The sequence below is a fragment of the Ruegeria sp. BG10 genome (assembly GCF_056538575.1).
Window position 1 is genome coordinate 1699526 of the sequence record NZ_JBQFTI010000001.1, and the last position, 18750, is coordinate 1718275.

Below are 18750 nucleotides of genomic sequence, written 5' to 3' on the forward strand. Positions count from 1 at the left end.
TCGATTGTTAAATTGTTTCCTAATCAGGATGCGACGAAGGACAGGGCAGTGACTCCCAAGCACAGCTATCATGGTGGTCTGCAATTCAACGGCGAGACCGAAGGCTCGATCGAACGGTTCAGCAAGATCGTTGCGATGACCCTGCAGGACTATGGTCATCTGGTTGAACGCAAGACCGTGCTCAGCACGACCGAGGCCAGCATCGTGTCCAGCCAATACCTCGTGCGCCTTACCCTGGACACCCGTGTGGCCGAAAATGAGGATCGGTTCGAACGCATGAACCGGGCGGCCGGATTGAAGACGATTCAAAAGCCTCTGGTGACTGTGCCGAAGAACCGGCTGACGATCACGGTCTCTCCGGTGTCGACGCTGCTGGACGACAGCGAAATCTCCGAACTGATGCTGGTGGTGATCCTGTATCGGATGGTCGATATCTGCGCGACACAACGCGTTGAATGGCTGTCCCCCAACACCGTCCTGACTATTGAGCAATTCATGAGCGCTTTTGACACACTGACCCCGACCAAACAGAGGGACAGGAAACAAATATTCGAGGCAGTGTCCGGCCCGTTCGCGGGCATGGATATCCCAGCAGAAGAAGATCAGGATGAGGCACAAAAACAGGCGCTGAAACCAGCAGCCCGGCCGATCCAGTTGTCGGATGAGCAGTTGCTCAGCATCGCTTTTCGGACAGACCCAATCGAGCAGCCTACGGATGGGGACGACACACGCCCCCTCGACCACGAACGACCCAGTGACATTCTGCGACTGACCAGTTGGGGATTGACGGGCGCCGTGGCCAGTGTGTCGGTTCCCATCGCGGCCTCCATGGCCGCCGTGAACCTGATCAGGGGCGAAGACTTTCGCCTTAATACTCAGGTGCTTGCCTATACTGTCGCGATCTCCGCTCTCAGCACAAGCGGTGCATTCGCCGGTGTCGCCAACGCGTTGGGCATGTAACACGACAACACAAAGACCCTCCTTGGAGGCCCCGCCGTCAGGCGGGGTTTTCCATTTTGGGCAGGCTGTCGGCTTTGACGACATATGTATGGATCGAAAAGATCACGGCCTGTGTCCGCGGCAGACGTAAAAGCGTCTGGCGTTCGGTACGCAGGAAATTTGCCGCCCCCCGGTCTCTGACATCGCGCGGTTCGCTGGCGCTGCGCGGCTGATAGAGTTCTGCATCCTCGTACCATAACGCGTTGAACCGCCACAGCGGGCGACCGGGCTGAATTCCGTCGAATAGGCGTTGAACCCGGCGCGCTATGTCCCTGTCATAACTTGCGACCGGCCCATGAATGTCGACCAGCGGGCGCGTGAACTTTTCGGAAAGGCGCCAACTGGCGGGAAAGCACAGGATTGCGCCGGTCAGCACGTGTTCGTCCCCGTGCTTTTGCAGGATGCAGATATCCTCCTGCACCAGTCTGCACAGCGTATCCATCGGACGTGCGCGGTCGATCCGAACCTCCTGCCTGTCCGGGCGGGTCACGTGCGCGCCATGTCCCGGATAGGCTTGGTGCAGGACCAGATCCAGCACCTCCTGCGCTGCCGGTTCCGCGCCTTGATCCAGCGCCAGCACCTCGGCACGGCGTTCAGCCAGCAAATCCTCGCGGCGCTGCATCTGCGCGGCGAACGCATCGTCGCGGTGCAGCCACGTTTCCATGCTGGCGGGCTGGATGCCGGGCAAGGGACGGGGTTTCAGCGGATCGTAGGGGATCGAATTCTGCAGTATGGTCGTCATGAAACCGACCTATCACCTGTGCGTTTCCTTGTCGGTCAAAAAGCGACGAAAAGGCCGTCGCAAACATTTCAGACGCCATCCAAATGATTCTCCACGCTAAAAACAGGCAGGGAGGCCCAAGATGAACCAGCACTACCGCGACAGTCGCAAGATCGACCCGACCAAAGGCGCGACACTTGGGGACGGTACACCCAACGATATGGACCGCATCGAAATCGGCCCGACACAGCTGGCGTTCTCGGAATGGGAAACGGCCGGCCTGACCCTGCCCAACCTGGCGCAGATGCGCGAATACAGATGGAAACGCCTGACCAAAGCGATTGTCGATCGCGATTATGGCGGTCTTTTGATGTTCGACCCGCTCAACATCCGGTACGCCACCGACAGCACCAACATGCAGTTGTGGAACACGCACAACCCGTTCCGCGCCCTGTTGCTGTGCGCCGACGGGTATATGGTGATCTGGGACTACAAGAACTCTCCGTTCCTGTCGACGTTCAACCCGCTGGTACGCGAACAGCGATCCGGGGCGGACCTGTTCTATTTCGATCGGGGCGACAAGGTGGATGTGGCCGCTGACGTGTTCTCGAACGAGGTGCGGGTGTTGATCGACGCGCATGGTGGCGGCAACAGGCGTCTGGCGGTCGATAAGATCATGCTGCACGGCCTGCGCGCGCTCGAAGCACAGGGCTTTGAGATCATGGAAGGCGAAGAGGTCACCGAAAAGGCCCGCGCGGTGAAGGGACCGGACGAGATATTGGCCATGCGCTGCGCCAGCCATGCCTGCGAAACCGCAGTGGCCGAGATGGAGAGGTTTGCCCGCGCCAATGTCGGCGACGGAAAGACGTCCGAGGATGATATCTGGGCCGTGCTGCATGCCGAAAACATCCGGCGCGGGGGCGAGTGGATCGAAACCCGGCTGCTGACGTCGGGACAGCGCACCAATCCGTGGTTTCAGGAATGCGGCCCCCGGATCACCCAGAAGAATGAGATCATTGCCTTTGATACAGACCTGATCGGTTCTTACGGTATTTGCGTCGACATTTCCCGGACGTGGTGGATCGGCGACGAAAAGCCTCGCCCCGACATGGTCTATGCCATGCAGCATGCGCATGAACACATCATGACCAATATGGAGATGCTGAAGCCCGGTGTGATGATCCCCGAACTGACCGCAAACTGCCATCGGCTGGACGACAAGTTTCAGGCTCAGAAATACGGCTGCCTGATGCACGGTGTCGGGCTATGTGATGAATGGCCGCTGGTCGCCTATCCGGACAAGGCCGTGCCGGGCGCCTACGACTATCCGCTGGAGCCCGGCATGGTGCTGTGTGTCGAAGCGGCAGTCGGCGAGGTCGGCGGTGATTTCTCGATCAAACTGGAAGACCAGGTTCTGATTACCGAGGACGGGTTCGAAAACCTCACCACCTACCCGTTCGACCCGCAACTCATGGGGCTGAACTGACGCATCAGTTCGGCCAGGTCGACCGCCGGACATTGCCGTGCCAGTCTTCGGTCGTGGTTTCAGTTGCTGCGGGTGCCGGTGCAGCGGTTACCGGCCAGTTCTGACCGATCGAAAATCCGATGAGCCCTGTAAGGGCGATGATCACTAAAATATCCGAACGAAGAGCAGCGCCACGCGGCGCGGATGCGGTATGTGCCATTTGAGCCTCCTTGGCTGATTTGCTTTCACAGGCACAACATGAGGATGCGGGAAGCTTTATTGAAACGAATATTTGATCGAACTTGCATCACAAAAATTGAACAATACAAATTCGCGCTTATCGCAAGCGCCCGACGCGGGCTCCTATCCGTCCGTCACCTTCCCGTGACGCTTCTTACATAAGGGTTGAGCCACCAGCCGCTTGCACACAGTATTGGTCCCATCCCGATATGTAAGGACCTGATATGCCCACCGAACGCATTACCTTTGCCGGTCATGACGGCAACCAATTGGCTGCGCGCCTGGATTTGCCCGAAGGACCGGTGCTGGCAACCGCATTGTTTGCGCATTGCTTTACCTGTTCCAAGGACATTCCCGCCGCACGCCGGATTGCGGCGCGTCTTGCGGCGATGGGTATCGCCGTTCTGCGTTTTGATTTTACCGGGCTGGGCCATTCGGGCGGCGAGTTTGCCAACACGACCTTTTCCTCGAACGTCGAAGACCTGATCGCGGCTTCGCACTTTCTGGCCGGGCGCAACATGGCCCCGGCTCTGCTGATCGGCCACTCGCTGGGCGGTGCCGCCGTCCTGAGGGCGCGTGCCGGCATTCCAAGTGTCAAGGCCGTCGTTACTCTTGGCGCGCCCGCCGATCCCGGGCATGTGGCGCATCACTTTGAAGACGCCCTGCCACAGATCCAACAGGACGGATCGGCCGAGGTGACATTGGGCGGGCGTCCCTTTCGCATTGGCCGGGCATTCGTGGATGATATCTCCGAGGCTGCACTGACCCCGGCGATTGCCGATCTGAAAGCCGCGCTGCTGATCCTGCATGCGCCGCGGGACGATACCGTGAGCATCGACAATGCCAGTTCGATCTTTCTGGCCGCCAAACACCCCAAGAGCTTTGTGACGCTCGACGATGCCGACCACCTGATCACCCGTGCAGCCGATGCGGATTACGCCGCTGACGTTATCGCGGCATGGGTCACGAAATATGTCGCCCTTTGCCCGCCCGCACCGCCCCCCGGCGCGCCCGAAGGGGTGGTTCGCGTGACCGAGGCTGACCCGGCCGGGTTCCTGCAGGATATTCAGTCGGGGCCGCGGCATCACGCCGTTGCGGATGAACCCGCCTCTTATGGTGGCAGCGACCGCGGCATGTCACCTTACGGGTTCGTCTCATCCGGGCTGGGCGCGTGCACCTCGATGACAATCCGGATGTATGCGCGGCGCAAGCGGTGGCCGCTGACGGGCATTTCCGTCGATGTGTGCCACGACAAGGTTCATGCGCAAGACGCCGGACTGGCCGGGGACGGCAAGGTCGACCAATTCCGGCGCAAGATCCGTCTGGAAGGACCGCTGGATCAGGAACAGCGCGCCCGGCTGCTGGAGATCGCCGACAAATGCCCGGTGCACAGAACCCTCGAAGGGTCCGCCCGCATCACGACCGAACTGCTGACCTGACCCCGCGCACACGGCATCTTCCGCGAAGGCCATAAAAAAACCCGCGCGTGGACGTGTCCGCGCGCGGGTCTGTCTGTTCAGGTTTGCCGGAAATCAGGTGCGGGCGTTGCCCACCAGTTTCCACAGGCCGGGGATCAGCAGCGCGGCCAGCACCAGTTTGATCGCATCACCCAGCAGGAACGGTGTCAGACCCCATTCCAGGATCGGCTTGTCCCAGCCATAAAGCTGACCCAGCCACAGCAGGCCGGGAACGTAGATCAGGACGTTTGCCAGAACCAGCGCCAAAGCCAGCTTGCCGACCGAGCGATCCCAGCCACGCGCCGCCAGCGCGCCCAGCAGAACGGTTGCCAGCAGATAACCGACCAGATAGCCGCCGGTGCCACCCATCATATAGGTTAGACCGAACTTCTCGGCCGACGACCCGGCGAATACGTCAAAGCCCAGCGCACCAACCAGCAGATAGCCCAGCATGGTGACCAGACCCAGACGCGCGCCATAGGCGGTGCCGATGGTCAGAACGGCAAATGTGCCCATGGTGATCGGAACCGGCCACATCGGCACTTTGATTTTCGCGGCGATTGCCAGCGCAACGATGCCCAGCGCAACCAGAACCACCTGCTTGACGCGCAGCGCCGTTCCCTCACGCGGGCCAATCGCGTTGGCCAGAACGTTTGCATTCATCTTCACTTCTCCCAATTCGGACCGAGATTCTGGGACAGCAATGCCCTGTCAGGGCCTTCGCTGCAAGATGATTACGCTATCGCAAAGTGTATTCCGTGTCCATTTCATAGGATTTTCTGGGCCCCGCCACCGTCCACCGGACATTCCAGCGCGGCCAGCCGGTGAAATCATAAAGGGCATCGTAGCTGTCCGGGGGGCAATCGTGGTGATCCGCCGCCTGGGGCGAACCCAGTTTCAGCGAATGAAAGTAGCGCCCGTCATCGAAGCTGACCGCAACCGCACCGCCCGTATCGCGCCACAGATATCTGCGCGTGCCCTTCATTTCAGGCTGGCCCGGGATACGCAGCGTGACCTCTTCGTCATAGATCAACCCACCGTCAGCACGGTAGAATTGGGCCACGCCGTCGGCCTGCACGACCTGACCAGCCCGCGCGTCGCGGATGGTGCGGGTCAGGGTCCAGTGACCTTCAAAATCGGAAAGACTGTGAGGCAGATTCATTCAGAATAGGTTCCATCGGTGAACCCCCCGTTGTCATCGACAAAGCGGATCACGTCGCCCTTTTGGTGAACATCGTAGCAGGCCCATAAATCCGATGGCGGCCAAATTGAGCAATACCGGTCTTTGCGCACCGCCCAGCGACCGGTGCTTGGACGTCCCGAGAAATAATGCGTCGACATGGAACTGTCGAAGGTCTGCCAGATGCCGTCGCCGTAACCCAGTTTCTTGCCGGTCAGAGCAACCAGGATCTCGTCGCCGGACAATTGGCGGAACCCGTCCGCAAGCAAAAGTCCGGGCCAAAGGATCAAAATCAGGGCAAACCGTCTCATCCCAGCACTCGCGCCTTGTTCCCTTGTGCGGGTGGGTTTAAACCCCGCCGCATCGCCTCATGCCAAAACACAAAAAGGTGCTGTTGCCAATGATTCCACGTTATTCACGCCCCGATATGGTCGCCATCTGGTCGCCCGAGACCAAGTTCCGCATCTGGTACGAGATCGAAGCGCATGCCTGCGACGCCATGGCCGATCTGGGCGTGATCCCGCGCGAAAACGCAGAGGCTGTGTGGAAGGCCAAAGACGTGGAATTCGATGTGGCCCGCATTGACGAGATCGAGGCCGTCACCAAGCACGATGTCATCGCCTTCCTCACTCATCTGGCTGAGCATGTTGGCAGTGACGAGGCGCGTTTCGTACATCAGGGCATGACCAGTTCCGACGTGCTGGATACCTGTTTCAACGTGCAACTGACCCGCGCCGCCGATATCCTCATCGCCGATCTCGAAGGTCTGCTGGCCGCCCTGAAGCGTCGCGCTTTTGAGCATAAGGAAACGGTTCGTATCGGTCGCAGCCACGGCATCCATGCCGAGCCGACGACAATGGGCCTGACCTTTGCGCGTTTCTACGCCGAAATGGACCGCAACCTGTCCCGCATGCGCGACGCCCGCGCGGAAATCGCCACCGGTGCGATCAGCGGCGCGGTCGGCACCTTTGCCAATATCGATCCTCGGGTCGAAGAACATGTTTGCGACCAACTAGGTCTGGTGCCCGAGCCGATCAGCACGCAGGTCATTCCGCGCGACCGTCACGCGGCTTTCTTTGCCACGCTGGGCGTCATCGCCAGCAGCATTGAAAACATCGCCATCGAAATCCGCCACATGCAGCGGACCGAAGTTTTGGAGGCCGAAGAGTTCTTCTCGAAAGGTCAAAAGGGCTCGTCCGCGATGCCGCACAAGCGCAACCCGGTGCTGACCGAGAACCTGACCGGTCTCGCCCGCCTGGTGCGCATGGCCGTGGTTCCGGCGATGGAGAATGTGGCGCTATGGCACGAGCGTGACATCTCGCACTCGTCAGTCGAGCGCAACATCGGCCCTGACGCCACCGTCACGCTGGATTTTGCCCTGTCGCGCCTGACAAGCGTCATCGACAAGCTGGTTGTCTATCCTGAAAACATGCTGGCCAACATGAACAAGTTCCGCGGTCTGGTGATGAGCCAGCGCGTACTGCTGGCCCTGACCCAGGCCGGCGTCAGCCGCGAAGACGCGTATCGCCTGGTGCAGCGCAATGCGATGAAGGTCTGGGAGGAAGGCAAGGACTTTAAAACCGAACTGCTGGGCGACGCCGAGGTGACCGCTGCGCTGAGCGCGGAAGAGATCGAGGAAAAGTTCGACCTCGGCTACCACACAAAACACGTCGATACGATTTTCGCCCGCGTCTTCGGCGAATAATCCCAGTTCGATCAAGTGGTTCAGAGGGCCCGGTTCGCATAACGCGTTCCGGGTCCTGTTCTTTTGCCAGATGACGCAAAATCGGCTATGCTGTGCGTGTTGTCCGAACGGGAGAGACACGATGATCCGCACCCTTATTTGCGCTCTTGCGCTTAGCTGTTCAGCCTCGGTTGCACTGGCCTGCAGCGGCCATTCCAAACAAACCCAATCCTGCGCACCCGGAAGCTATTGGGACACGGCCAGCCAAACCTGCGCCAAAATCGTGAACAGCTGAGAAATAGTTTTCCTACTTGTGAATAAAAGCGAGCCGGCGGTTGTTAGCTTTTTATCAGATCGCGCTATGCTTGATCAGAGCAGCCCAGAGAACGGAGTAGGAAAATGCGCCTTGTATTAGTTTCAGCTATTGCCCTTCAGGCTTTTGTCTTCGCACCTGTTGCATTTGCCGCAGGCGGCGGTGGCAGCACTGCCCCCAAGCCAACGAATACAACCAAGAAATGCCTGTTCGGGCGCGTCTATGACAAGGATGCCGGGCGTTGCGTCAAACCGAACAAGACCAATTTTACCGAAGATCAGCTGTATGATGCCGTGCGTGAACTGGCCTATGACGGGCAGTACGAAAACGCCCAGGACATTCTGCGCATCATGGATCAGCGGGATGACCGCGTTCTGACCTACTGGGGCTTCACCTACCGTAAGATGGGCGAACTGGAACTGGCGAATGTTTTCTACAACAACGCCATCGAGGCAAATCCGGATAACATTCTGGCCCGCAGCTATATGGGTCAGGGTTTTGTGGCCGAAGGAAAAACCGATCTGGCGATCGAGCAATGGCGCGAAATCAAGGCGCGTGGCGGTGACGGCACCTGGGCCGAGGCATCCCTGCGCGAAGCCATCCGCACCGGCCTGACCTACAGCTACTAGGCTTCAACCTTTCTTTACCTGATTCTTCGTAACCTGCCTGCGGAACGAAATATTGGCACCGCAGGCAGATGCAGGACACACACTCTTTGGTACAGGTTGCACCGGGGGCGCCAGCTCCGGGTGCCGACAAAACAGACGACGCGCCCCGGGTCGTGCCGCGCACCCTCAGCAGCCGACAAAAAGCCGCCGTTGTCGTGCGCCTTCTGTTGAACGAAGGCGCGGATATCCCGCTGGAAGACCTTCCCGACGCCTTGCAGGAGAAACTGACCCATCAATTGGGTCAGATGGGTCTTGTGGACCGCATCACGCTGGATGCCGTCGCACAGGAATTTGCCGCGGCTTTGGACAGCGTCGGCCTGTCTTTCCCGCATGGTCTTGCAGGTGCGCTGGATGCCGTGAACGGCAAGATCGCGCCGGCTACAGCGGCTCGCTTGCGCAAGGTGGCCGGCGTGCGTCAGATTGGTGATCCCTGGCAGCGCCTGCGTGAAATCCCGGCCGAGGACCTGGCCGGAATGGCGCAGGCCGAAAGCACCGAAGTCGCGGCCGTGATGTTGTCGAAACTGGAAACGGCAAAGGCCGCGCAATTGCTGGGGCATCTGCCCGGCCCGATCGCCCGAAGGATCACCTATGCCGTGTCGAAAACCGGTAATGTCACGCCTGAGGCGGTGGAACGCATAGGCTGGTCGCTGGCAGCGCAACTGGATCAGCGCCCCTCGCAGGCCTTCTCGGAAAACCCCGGCGCACGTGTGGGCGCAATCCTGAACCAGTCCGCCGCATCGACCCGCGATGGCCTTTTGACGGCTCTGGACGAAGAGGATTCGGATTTCGCCAGTGTCGTGCGCCAGTCGATTTTTACCTTCGCCCACATTCCCGCGCGGATTTTGCCCCGCGACGTGCCCGTGCTGCTTCGCGGTGTGGATCAGGCTGATCTGGTCACCGCGCTGGCCGGAGCGTCGACGGAAGACGACAAAGCCACAGCTGAGTTTCTGCTGTCCAGCATGTCGTCCCGCATGGCCGAGAACCTGCGCGAAGAAATCGCAGAGCGCGGCAAGGTCAGGCAATCGGATGCCGAGGACGCGATGACACAAATAGTCGGCGCCATTCGCACGCTGGTAGACGACGGCACAATTTCCCTTGTCGAAGAAGACGGCGAAGAATGATGCGTGGGGGGTTTCGAACCCACTGCCAATCGCCGCGCATCGGAACGCTTGTGGTTGAAGGGTGCACCTTGTATGTCTGGCCCGGCAAATCGCAACAGCCGGTGAGACTTACATATGCCCGTCGAAAAGTCGGAACTAAGCCGCGTAGAGCTTGGAAAATACTATGTTACCGGCCTGTTTCTGAAAGGTGTTATTGGTGCAATGCGCCTGCTGCCATACGAACGGCGCATCGGTGCCATGGGCGCCATCGTTCGCGGCCTCGCGCCCTTGGTGGGCTTCACCAAACGGGTGCGCAGCAACCTGAAACTCACCTGCCCGGATCTGCCCGACAGCGAAGTGCGCCGTATCTGCAAGGCGGTGCCCGACAATGCGGGCCGCGCCATCATGGAGCATTTCTCGCCCGAAGGGTTCACCGAACGTCAGCGCGGCGCCAAACTGTCCGGCCCTGGTGTTGCCGCCTTTGACGAGGCCGTGGCCGCCGGGCGTCCGGTGATGATGATCACCGCGCATTTCGGCCATTATCTGGCCGCGCGGATCGCTTTGCAGGCCCGCAGCGGTCAGCCGATTGGCTGCCTGTATCGGCGGATGGCCAATCCGTATTTCAACGACATGTATGTCGATGCCTTCTACAAGACCGGTGCGCCCATGTTCGAACAGGGCCGCCGTGGCATGGTTGAAATGGTCCGCGCGCTCAAGAAAGGCGGGATTATCGCCATCGTCTCGGACCTGCACGCCCATGGCGGCGAAGAGTTGATGTTCTTTGGCAAGCCGGCTGTGACATCGGTTCTGAATGCGGAACTGGCAATGAAATACAATGCGGTCCTCATTCCCTGTTACGCGGTGCGCCAGCCCAATGGCATAGATTTCGAAATCGTTCTGCATGACCCGGTACCGCATACCGACCCCAAAACCATGACGCAGTTCACCAATGACGATCTTGAGACGATGGTTCGTCAGCACATGGGCCAGTGGTTTTGGATTCACCGGCGCTGGAAAGCCTGGAACGGACTGGGCGTACAGCCCGAGGATATGCCCTGATCACTTGACCCTGGCGGCCGCGATGATGGGGCCATGCCCTGCCCTTTGCACCATTACGACGGCCGGTAGGTCCGACGTCAGTTCAGCCGCATACTGCTGCGCGTCTGCCCCGTTCCATTGCCCGGCAACCTGCCAGGATTCCACGACATTGGCATAGTCCAGCTCATGCCCCGCCAACTCTCCACGGCGGATTGAGGCATGGCGCATGGGCGAATACTGCACGACCCGGATGTCATAGGTTTCTCCGGCAGAAAGGGCGACAGGAACCACATTCACGGTCACGTCATCGCCGGATCGGGTTGCGGTCACCGAAGCCTCGGGCGCGGCTTTCAGATGAGCGTTGATCAGACGATCCAGCTCACGCGATTGAGCACCCACGACATCCTGCTGGCCGTTCACCACCATCTGTGGCGTGTAGATCATCGACCGTCCGCCCTGCCGCGCATAGGCGCGCTGGCGCAAGGTGTGATCGGGGTCGGCATATTCATCTTTCCAGCCGATGTAGTCCCAATAATCCACATGCAAGGCCAGACCGATGACATCGTCCCGCTTGGCTAGGTCATGCATGATACGATCCGCGGGCGGGCAGGACGAACACCCCTGTGACGTAAACAGCTCCACAACGACCGGATCGTCTTCGGCCACCGCAGCGGTACATAGAAAAAGGGAAACAAGTGTGGTCGCTGCAACGGATCTGAACATATTGAATCTCGGGTATCGTCGGGTGCCTCACAGGTTTAGACGGAATGCGGTTCAACCTCCAATCAAGGTTTCTTGAGACGTCGGACATCGCAAAATCGCAAAAATGTGTGCAATGGTATACAAAAAATGCCGCACCCGGCGTCTTGGACCTTGAACCGCGCGCCCCGGTGATGCAGATAGCCATCAGCGAATCCCAAAATCCACGTCATTTGAGAGGGAGGCCATTAGATGCCCATCAAAGTCGGACAGGATACCGCCAAGACACGCCGCAGCCTGAGCGTGAATGGTAAGTCCATCTCCTATTATTCGATCCCCGCCGCGCAAGAGGCCGGTCTGGGTGATTTCTCGAAACTGCCGGCGGCGCTGAAAGTGGTGCTGGAAAACATGCTGCGGTTCGAGGATGACGGTTTCTCGGTCTCGGTTGACGACATCAAGGCCTTCGCCGAATGGGGCGCAAGTGGCGGTAAAAACCCGCGCGAGATCGCTTATCGCCCGGCCCGCGTGCTGATGCAGGACTTTACCGGCGTGCCGGCTGTGGTCGATCTGGCCGCGATGCGCGACGGGATCAAGGGTCTGGGCGGTGACGCGCAAAAGATCAACCCGCTGAACCCGGTCGATCTGGTCATCGACCACTCGGTCATGATCGACGAGTTCGGCAATCCGCGTGCTTTCCAGATGAACGTGGACCGCGAGTATGAGCGCAACATGGAGCGCTACCAGTTCCTGAAATGGGGCCAGAACGCCTTCAACAACTTCCGCGTTGTGCCCCCCGGAACCGGTATCTGCCACCAGGTGAACCTGGAATATCTAGCCCAGACCGTCTGGACCGACACCGATCAGAACGGGGACGAGGTCGCCTATCCCGACACGCTGGTCGGCACCGACAGCCACACCACCATGGTCAACGGCATGGCAGTTCTGGGCTGGGGCGTCGGCGGGATCGAGGCCGAGGCCGCAATGCTGGGTCAGCCGATCTCGATGCTGATCCCCGAGGTTGTGGGCTTTGAACTGACCGGTGATCTGGTCGAAGGCACCACCGGCACCGACCTTGTTCTGAAAGTTGTCGAGATGCTGCGCGAAAAAGGCGTAGTCGGCAAGTTCGTCGAATTCTACGGGAGCGGTCTGGACCGTCTGCCGCTGGCCGACCGCGCAACCATCGCCAACATGGCGCCGGAATATGGTGCGACCTGTGGCTTCTTCCCGATCGACAACGAAACCCTGCGCTATCTGCGCAACACCGGCCGCGACGAAGACCGCATCGCGCTGGTCGAAGCCTATGCCAAGGAAAACGGTTTCTGGCGCGGCGCGGACTATGCGCCGATCTACACCGACACCCTCTCGCTGGATATGGGCACCATCGTTCCCGCGATCTCGGGTCCGAAACGCCCGCAGGACTATGTTGCCCTGACCGACGCCAAGGCCGCTTTCACCAGGGAGATGGAAGAGACTTTCAAGCGCCCGATGGGCAAGGAAGTCGCCGTCAAAGGCGAAGATTACACCATGGAATCGGGCAAGGTGGTGATCGCCTCGATCACCTCCTGCACCAACACCTCGAACCCTTACGTGATGATCGGCGCGGGTCTGGTGGCGCGCAAAGCCGCCGCATTGGGTCTGGATCGCAAGCCCTGGGTCAAAACCTCGCTGGCACCGGGCTCGCAGGTCGTGTCCGCCTATCTTGAGGCCGCCGGCCTGCAGGACGATTTGGACAAGATCGGCTTCAACCTCGTGGGCTACGGCTGCACGACCTGTATCGGCAACTCGGGTCCGATCCAGCAGGAAATTTCGGAAGCCATCGCCGAAGGCGATCTGGTCGCCACTTCGGTCCTGTCGGGCAACCGGAACTTCGAAGGCCGGATCAGCCCTGATGTGCGCGCCAACTATCTGGCCTCACCGCCGCTGGTTGTGGTCTATGCGCTGGCCGGCACGCTGGATATCGACCTGACCTCGGAACCGATCGGTCAGGACAAGGACGGCAACGACGTCTTCATGAAAGACATCTGGCCCTCGGCGCAGGAAGTCGCGGAACTGGTCGAACAGACCGTGACCCGCGAAGCGTTCCAGTCGAAGTATGCCGACGTCTTCAAAGGTGACGAAAAGTGGCAGGGCGTCGATGTTCCGCAGCAAGAGACCTATGACTGGCCTGCGACATCGACCTACATCCAGAACCCGCCCTATTTCCAGGGCATGGGGGCTGAGCCGGGCACCATCTCGAACATCGACGGCGCCAAGGTTCTGCTGATCCTGGGTGACATGATCACCACCGACCACATCTCGCCCGCGGGGTCCTTCGCGACGACCACACCGGCCGGCAAGTATCTGACCGACCGTCAGGTTCAGCCGCGCGAGTTCAACTCGTACGGGTCGCGCCGTGGCAACCACGAGATCATGATGCGCGGCACCTTCGCCAATATCCGCGTCAAGAACGAGATGCTGGATGGCGTCGAGGGTGGATATACCAAGGGTCCCGACGGCCAGCAAACCTCGGTTTACGAGGCGTCAATGGCCTATCAGGAACAGGGTACCCCGCTGGTCGTCTTTGGCGGCGAACAGTACGGCGCGGGTTCCTCGCGTGACTGGGCGGCCAAGGGCACCGCGCTTCTGGGCGTCAAAGCCGTGATCGCCGAAAGCTTTGAGCGTATCCACCGCTCGAACCTGGTTGGCATGGGCGTGATTCCGTTCGAATTCACCGGCGGCGACACCCGCAAGTCGCTGGGCCTGAAGGGCGACGAAACCGTCTCGATCCAGGGTCTGGACTCGGTTGAGCCGCTGCAGGAAGTGCCCTGCACCATCGTCTATGGTGACGGGACCGAGAAGACCATCACCCTGAAGTGCCGTATCGATACCGCACCCGAGATCGAATACATCGAAAACGGTGGCGTGCTGCAATATGTGCTGCGGAACCTGGCCAAAGCAGGCTGATGGCCGTTGAATGCTGAAAATCAAAGGCGTCCCGCCCCGGGGCGCCTTTTTTTCGTGGTTTTGCCGGGTAATCCGCTCTTAGAACGGGGGCGTTTCCAAGTACGGACGAACCGGGAAATCACTTTGAAATCTGCCACTTTTGGGCTATTTCTCATCTGAACCGAGAGCTGCCTGAAGGATCGAATGCAACATCTCTGCGGCCTTCCCGCCCGGACCGCTGCATTTACTTGAAAGTAAGGGGCGCGACGCCTATATTTGGGGTGTATCAGAGGAGACTATGAATCATGACTTTTGGACCTGATCCGATCCAAGTTTGACGTTAAGGCTTTCATCCTGTGTGAAAGCTCATCCTCATTGCTTTGATGGTGCCCGAACATCTGTTTAGGGCGCCTTTTTAATTTTAAGTCCGTGAACCGTCCCTCCATCCGCCCAAGGATGCTGTAGCCAAAATTCTCGCAGGCTTCGCAGGTTTTGTACAAATTGCGGATCGTGCCGACTTTGCCCGCAACCGATATCTCCAGAAAGCTGGCGTTGTGCAGCCCCTCGATCTGTGACCTGACCTTTTCGAGCCCTCCGTAGAATTTCACGAAATCGGATATCAGATCATCTTCGAGAAAATGCAGTTCTTTGATGCGCGACTTGTACACTTCGGTGTGGCGCGCATCGGTGACATGAGGGATATAGCCCTTCTTTTGGAAGAGTTTTTCAAACAGGGTCAGTTCCGGCGCGTTGTCCAGAAACCGGGTCAGGTCTTCGGTGTTGAAATCCACCTCGGCGAATAATGCGCGCAACAATGCGTCACGGTCTTCCTGTCTTTGTCGGGTTTTGCGCCACAGTTCCCACATGCGGGTGCCGAACCACAAAAGGACGGTGACCGCCCCGAGGCGGGTAATCGTGACGACGTCGTTCAAAAACTCCGCGTTGTCCATCACTCTCCCAGTTGCCCAGCGGGCCTAATTGGCTTGCGCCTTTTCCAGTGCCGGGCGGATCGTCTTTTCGATCACGCGTTGGGTGACGGGCCCCGCAAAACGCAGGATAATCGTGCCTTCGCCATCAATCACATAGGTTTCCGGCACGCCGTAAACGCCCCAATCCAGCCCCATGCGCCCCTGTTCGTCGCGCCCGATACCGCTGTAGGGATCGCCCAGCTCGGCCAGAAAAGCCTCGGCATTGGACAGCTGGTCTTTGTAGTTGATGCCATAGACGGGGATGCCTTCGTCCGACAGGGCCTGAAGGTTGGGATGTTCAACCCGGCATGGCGCGCACCAGCTGGCCCAGTAGTTCACCAGCTTAACCTGCCCATCGCGCAGGGTGGCGTCGTCGAACCCAGGCTTTCCGGCAAAATCTGTCAGTACGACCGGCGGCGCGGGCTGGCCTTCGCGGGCAGATGGCAGCGCATTCGGATCGTCGCGGAACATTCCGATCCCGGCCAGCACCGCAAACGCGCCAAAGATCAGTGGCGGCGCAATCATCAGGGGCGAGATTTTAGCCATTGCGCATCATCCTTTGTTCGACCTTTTCCATCTCGGCCCGGACCTTGCGTCCGCGCAGGACGCTGAACACAATCAACAGTGCCAGCAGCACGATCGACGCCGCATAGGACCACAGGACCGTATCGGCATATTTTCCAAGATCCGGCATCATCCGTTTACCCTTTCCCGCGCCAGCAGCGCCTTGATCCGCCGTGCCCGGATTTCTGTCCCGGTGCGATACAGAACCAGTGCGATGAACAGAAGCACGAAACCGATGATGCACAGCAACAGCGGGTAAAAATAGATATTGCTGACCTTCTCTTCGGTATCCGTCCCGGTCACCGCGGCCGCGCGCATTACCGACGCGCCCTGATGCAAGCCCTGGTTCCAGAAATTCACCGCATAGCGGCTGAGGATCGCAAAGACCGATCCCACCAGACACAGGACCGCGGTCAGATCCGCCGCCGTGTCCGGGTCTTCGATGGCTTCCCACAAGGCGACATAGCCCAGATAGAACAGGAACAGGATCAGGAACGAGGTCAGGCGCGGGTCCCAGGCCCACCAGGTTCCCCACATCGGCTGCCCCCAGATCGCGCCGGTGGCCAGCGCGATCAGCGTCATCACGATGCCAACCGGCGCTGCGGCACGGGCAGCCAGCGCGCTGACATGGTGACGACGCACCAGCCAGACCAGCGAGGTTGCCAGCATCATCAGCCAGCAATTGATGGCCATCAGCGCAGCGGGCACGTGCAGATAGATGATCTTGACGGTCGAGCCCTGTTTGTAGTCATCAGGTGTGAAGAAGAACCCCCACACCAGCCCCACAACAATGCAGACAGCCGAAGTGATCCAGAAAAACGGCATCACCCGTTCGCTGATGGCAAGGAATTTGCGCGGGTTGGCGTATTCCCAAAGGGCGTTGGCTTTGGCTGCGATAGACATGGGCCTTATCTAGTCCGAGTCGGGTTCGTTCTCAATTGACATTGGTCAAAGTTTAACCCGGTCACCTTAGGTTGATGCGCAGCACGGCAGCGCTGGCAAAGGGCAGCAGGGCAATTGTCGCGGCGGTGATCCCCGCCAGCATTAGCAGCGGCGTCTGTGTTTCCATCCCTGTGGCACCACGCCGTGCAACTTCGGCCCCGAAGATCAGCGTCGGAACATAGAGCGGCAGAACCAGCAGCGACAGCAGCAACCCGCCGCGCTTGAGTCCCACGGTCAGAGCCGCGCCAAAGGTGCCGATGACGCTCATGGCCGGGGTGCCGATCAGCAGCGAGATGACCAGCCAGAAGAACCCCGGCACCGGCAGGTTCAGCAGCACGCCCAGAAACGGGGCGGCCAGAACCAGCGGCAGACCGGTGGTCAACCAATGGGCAAGTGCCTTGATCGTCACCACGGATTCCAGTGGCAAGGGTGCTGTGGCCAAAAGGTCCAGCGAGCCGTCTTCCCAATCCAGCGCCAACAGACGGTCAAGCGACAGCAGGCAGGCCAGCAGCGCGCCCAGCCAGAGAACCCCGGGCGCTATGGTGGACAGCAATGAGGATTGCGGCCCCACCGAAAACGGAACCAGAACCGTTACGATCAGGAAAAACGCCAGCCCAAGACCAAAGCCGCCACCCGCGCGGAAGGCCAGTTTCAGGTCGCGCAGCAACAGGGCGATCACAGGAACCCTCCGTCGAAATCGTCGATCGGTTTCGGTTTGGCCTTGTTGGGGCCAACATCCAGAACCTCGCCATCCAGGCCGAGGTCGATATGGGTGGCGATCAGGGCCGATCCGCCCTGCCCCAGATGCGCGCGCACAGCGTCAGCGAACATCTGCACCGCGCTGCGGTCCAGCGACACGGTGGGCTCATCCAGCATCCAGATCGGTCGGCCGGTCACCAGCATTCGCGCCAGGCCCAGCCGCCGCTTCTGGCCCGCTGACAGATTGCCCGCGTGACGATCCGACAGTTCGTTCAGCGCAAATGCGTCCAGCGCGGCCTGGATAGCATGGGTTCCGAATACGGACGCCCAGAAACTCAGGTTTTCAACCACCGTCAGGGTCGGTTTCAGCCCGTCGGAATGCGAGGCATAGGCAATCTGATCCTCGGCCCCGTCGATCCGCCCCGCCAGCGGGGGCTGCAACCCGGCCAGCGTTCGCAGCAGGGTCGTTTTTCCGATCCCGTTCGGGCCGCGCAGAATCAGCGCCTTGCCCGGTTGCAGCGCAAAGCTCAGCCCTTCCAGCACGGGAACGCCGCCACGGGTGATGGTCAGGTCGGTCACAGTCAGAGTCATGCGTTCCGCTTATCTCATTGCCGTCAGAGGCAAAAGGTGAGATTTGCCGCAGCCCGCCGGTCGGTGCGCCTGTGGGTGTCGCGGCTGCGAGGGGCCAGCCGCTCGCGCTCCCCGAGGTATTTTTAGCCAGATGAAGCGTGATCCCTTTACACGGCGATCAGGGCCAGCGCGATCCGGCGGCCTTCCGACAGCAGCACGTTATATGTGCGGCAGGCGGCAGGGGAGTTCATGATTTCGACCCCTATTCCGGCGCTTTCCAAAGTCGCGCGCAGTTCGGGCGGGATATGGGACATTGCGGCACCGGTACCGATCAGCAGTACATCCACCATCTCGGACAGCGCCAAAAGCGGTGCGTCGTCCGCGAACCCGCCCCAGTTTGATGTGCCGGTAGGGCCAGTCAGAACAGAACCTTCGTAGACGTGCCCTCCGATCCGAAAAAAACCCGGACCGTAGCCATCTACGGGTACTGCATTGTTATAGGTAATCTCGTTCAGGCGCAT

Annotated in this window: 21 protein-coding genes; 8 read left to right on the top strand and 13 right to left on the bottom strand. The window is 59.9% G+C overall.

Features of this window, described 5'->3' with window-relative positions:
• Positions 1-48 precede the first annotated feature (48 nt).
• A complete protein-coding gene (locus ACR0D8_RS08470) occupies positions 49-960 on the top strand; it encodes a hypothetical protein (protein WP_480645724.1) in 912 nt (303 codons plus the stop codon).
• A 37-nt stretch (positions 961-997) separates the two neighbouring features.
• Here ACR0D8_RS08470 and ACR0D8_RS08475 read toward each other — a convergent pair whose 3' ends face one another.
• On the bottom strand, positions 998-1741 hold the full coding sequence (locus ACR0D8_RS08475) for a heme-dependent oxidative N-demethylase family protein (protein WP_480645725.1): 744 nt from the start codon (positions 1739-1741) through the stop codon (positions 998-1000).
• A gap of 121 nt (positions 1742-1862) precedes the next feature.
• Between ACR0D8_RS08475 and dddP the strand changes: the two genes are divergently transcribed.
• Complete coding sequence (dddP, locus tag ACR0D8_RS08480; protein ID WP_480645726.1) at positions 1863-3206, top strand: dimethylsulfonioproprionate lyase DddP; 1344 nt, start codon at positions 1863-1865, stop codon at positions 3204-3206.
• A gap of 4 nt (positions 3207-3210) precedes the next feature.
• Here the strand turns inward: dddP and ACR0D8_RS08485 are convergent, their stop codons facing one another.
• Positions 3211-3405 carry a hypothetical protein gene (locus tag ACR0D8_RS08485; RefSeq protein ID WP_480645727.1) on the bottom strand — a complete coding sequence of 65 codons (195 nt, stop codon included), beginning with the start codon at positions 3403-3405 and terminating at the stop codon, positions 3211-3213.
• A gap of 244 nt (positions 3406-3649) precedes the next feature.
• On the opposite strand from ACR0D8_RS08485, the gene ACR0D8_RS08490 reads away from it, so the two are divergent.
• Positions 3650-4864, top strand: coding sequence for a bifunctional alpha/beta hydrolase/OsmC family protein (locus ACR0D8_RS08490; protein ID WP_480645728.1), 1215 nt, complete (start codon positions 3650-3652; stop codon positions 4862-4864).
• A gap of 93 nt (positions 4865-4957) precedes the next feature.
• On the opposite strand, the gene ACR0D8_RS08495 is transcribed toward ACR0D8_RS08490, so the two are convergent.
• The 3 genes from ACR0D8_RS08495 to ACR0D8_RS08505 form a co-directional block, all read right to left on the bottom strand.
• Entirely contained in the window at positions 4958-5545 is a 588-nt protein-coding gene (locus tag ACR0D8_RS08495; protein WP_480645729.1) for a biotin transporter BioY, read from the bottom strand.
• Positions 5546-5621: 76 nt separating this feature from the next.
• Positions 5622-6044 (bottom strand): DUF6314 family protein, encoded by a 423-nt coding sequence (locus ACR0D8_RS08500; RefSeq protein ID WP_480645730.1) that lies wholly within the window; start codon positions 6042-6044, stop codon positions 5622-5624.
• A complete protein-coding gene (locus ACR0D8_RS08505; RefSeq protein WP_480645731.1) occupies positions 6041-6373 on the bottom strand; it encodes a hypothetical protein in 333 nt (110 codons plus the stop codon). Before ACR0D8_RS08505 ends, ACR0D8_RS08500 begins: the two co-directional genes overlap by 4 nt.
• Positions 6374-6462: 89 nt before the next feature.
• On the opposite strand from ACR0D8_RS08505, the gene purB reads away from it, so the two are divergent.
• The 4 genes from purB (at position 6463) to ACR0D8_RS08525 (ending at position 10886) form a co-directional block, all read left to right on the top strand.
• The gene (purB, locus tag ACR0D8_RS08510) at positions 6463-7767 is read left to right on the top strand and encodes an adenylosuccinate lyase (RefSeq protein WP_480645732.1); all 1305 of its coding nucleotides are present in this window, start codon (positions 6463-6465) and stop codon (positions 7765-7767) included.
• A 378-nt stretch (positions 7768-8145) separates the two neighbouring features.
• Complete coding sequence (locus tag ACR0D8_RS08515; protein ID WP_480645733.1) at positions 8146-8688, top strand: tetratricopeptide repeat protein; 543 nt, start codon at positions 8146-8148, stop codon at positions 8686-8688.
• Between the two features lie 68 nt (positions 8689-8756).
• Positions 8757-9848 carry a flagellar motor switch protein FliG gene (locus ACR0D8_RS08520; protein ID WP_480645734.1) on the top strand — a complete coding sequence of 364 codons (1092 nt, stop codon included), beginning with the start codon at positions 8757-8759 and terminating at the stop codon, positions 9846-9848.
• Between the two features lie 114 nt (positions 9849-9962).
• Positions 9963-10886 (top strand): lysophospholipid acyltransferase family protein, encoded by a 924-nt coding sequence (locus ACR0D8_RS08525; protein ID WP_480645735.1) that lies wholly within the window; start codon positions 9963-9965, stop codon positions 10884-10886.
• Here the strand turns inward: ACR0D8_RS08525 and ACR0D8_RS08530 are convergent, their stop codons facing one another.
• On the bottom strand, positions 10887-11588 hold the full coding sequence (locus ACR0D8_RS08530) for a DUF1223 domain-containing protein (protein WP_480645736.1): 702 nt from the start codon (positions 11586-11588) through the stop codon (positions 10887-10889).
• Between the two features lie 228 nt (positions 11589-11816).
• Here ACR0D8_RS08530 and acnA point away from each other — a divergent pair, with 228 nt between their 5' ends.
• The gene (acnA, locus tag ACR0D8_RS08535; RefSeq protein WP_480645737.1) at positions 11817-14507 is read left to right on the top strand and encodes an aconitate hydratase AcnA; all 2691 of its coding nucleotides are present in this window, start codon (positions 11817-11819) and stop codon (positions 14505-14507) included.
• 275 nt (positions 14508-14782) lie between these two features.
• Here acnA and ACR0D8_RS08540 read toward each other — a convergent pair whose 3' ends face one another.
• The 7 genes from ACR0D8_RS08540 to ACR0D8_RS08570 all read right to left on the bottom strand — a co-directional run bounded on the left by ACR0D8_RS08540 (position 14783) and on the right by ACR0D8_RS08570 (position 18750).
• Positions 14783-15436: a hypothetical protein gene (locus tag ACR0D8_RS08540; protein ID WP_480645738.1), complete on the bottom strand. Its 654-nt coding sequence runs from the start codon at positions 15434-15436 to the stop codon at positions 14783-14785.
• Positions 15437-15460: 24 nt separating this feature from the next.
• Positions 15461-16000, bottom strand: coding sequence for a DsbE family thiol:disulfide interchange protein (locus tag ACR0D8_RS08545; protein WP_480645739.1), 540 nt, complete (start codon positions 15998-16000; stop codon positions 15461-15463).
• Complete coding sequence (ccmD, locus tag ACR0D8_RS08550) at positions 15993-16151, bottom strand: heme exporter protein CcmD (RefSeq protein ID WP_480645740.1); 159 nt, start codon at positions 16149-16151, stop codon at positions 15993-15995. The genes ACR0D8_RS08545 and ccmD overlap by 8 nt, the downstream gene beginning before the upstream one ends.
• A complete protein-coding gene (locus tag ACR0D8_RS08555) occupies positions 16148-16921 on the bottom strand; it encodes a heme ABC transporter permease (protein WP_480645741.1) in 774 nt (257 codons plus the stop codon). The genes ccmD and ACR0D8_RS08555 overlap by 4 nt, the downstream gene beginning before the upstream one ends.
• 61 nt (positions 16922-16982) lie before the next feature.
• Positions 16983-17639, bottom strand: a complete 657-nt coding sequence (gene ccmB, locus ACR0D8_RS08560; RefSeq protein WP_480645742.1) for a heme exporter protein CcmB — start codon at positions 17637-17639, stop codon at positions 16983-16985.
• Positions 17636-18250 (bottom strand): heme ABC exporter ATP-binding protein CcmA, encoded by a 615-nt coding sequence (gene ccmA / locus ACR0D8_RS08565; RefSeq protein WP_480645743.1) that lies wholly within the window; start codon positions 18248-18250, stop codon positions 17636-17638. The genes ccmB and ccmA overlap by 4 nt, the downstream gene beginning before the upstream one ends.
• Positions 18251-18396: 146 nt before the next feature.
• The gene (locus ACR0D8_RS08570; protein ID WP_480645744.1) at positions 18397-18750 is read right to left on the bottom strand and encodes an Mth938-like domain-containing protein; all 354 of its coding nucleotides are present in this window, start codon (positions 18748-18750) and stop codon (positions 18397-18399) included.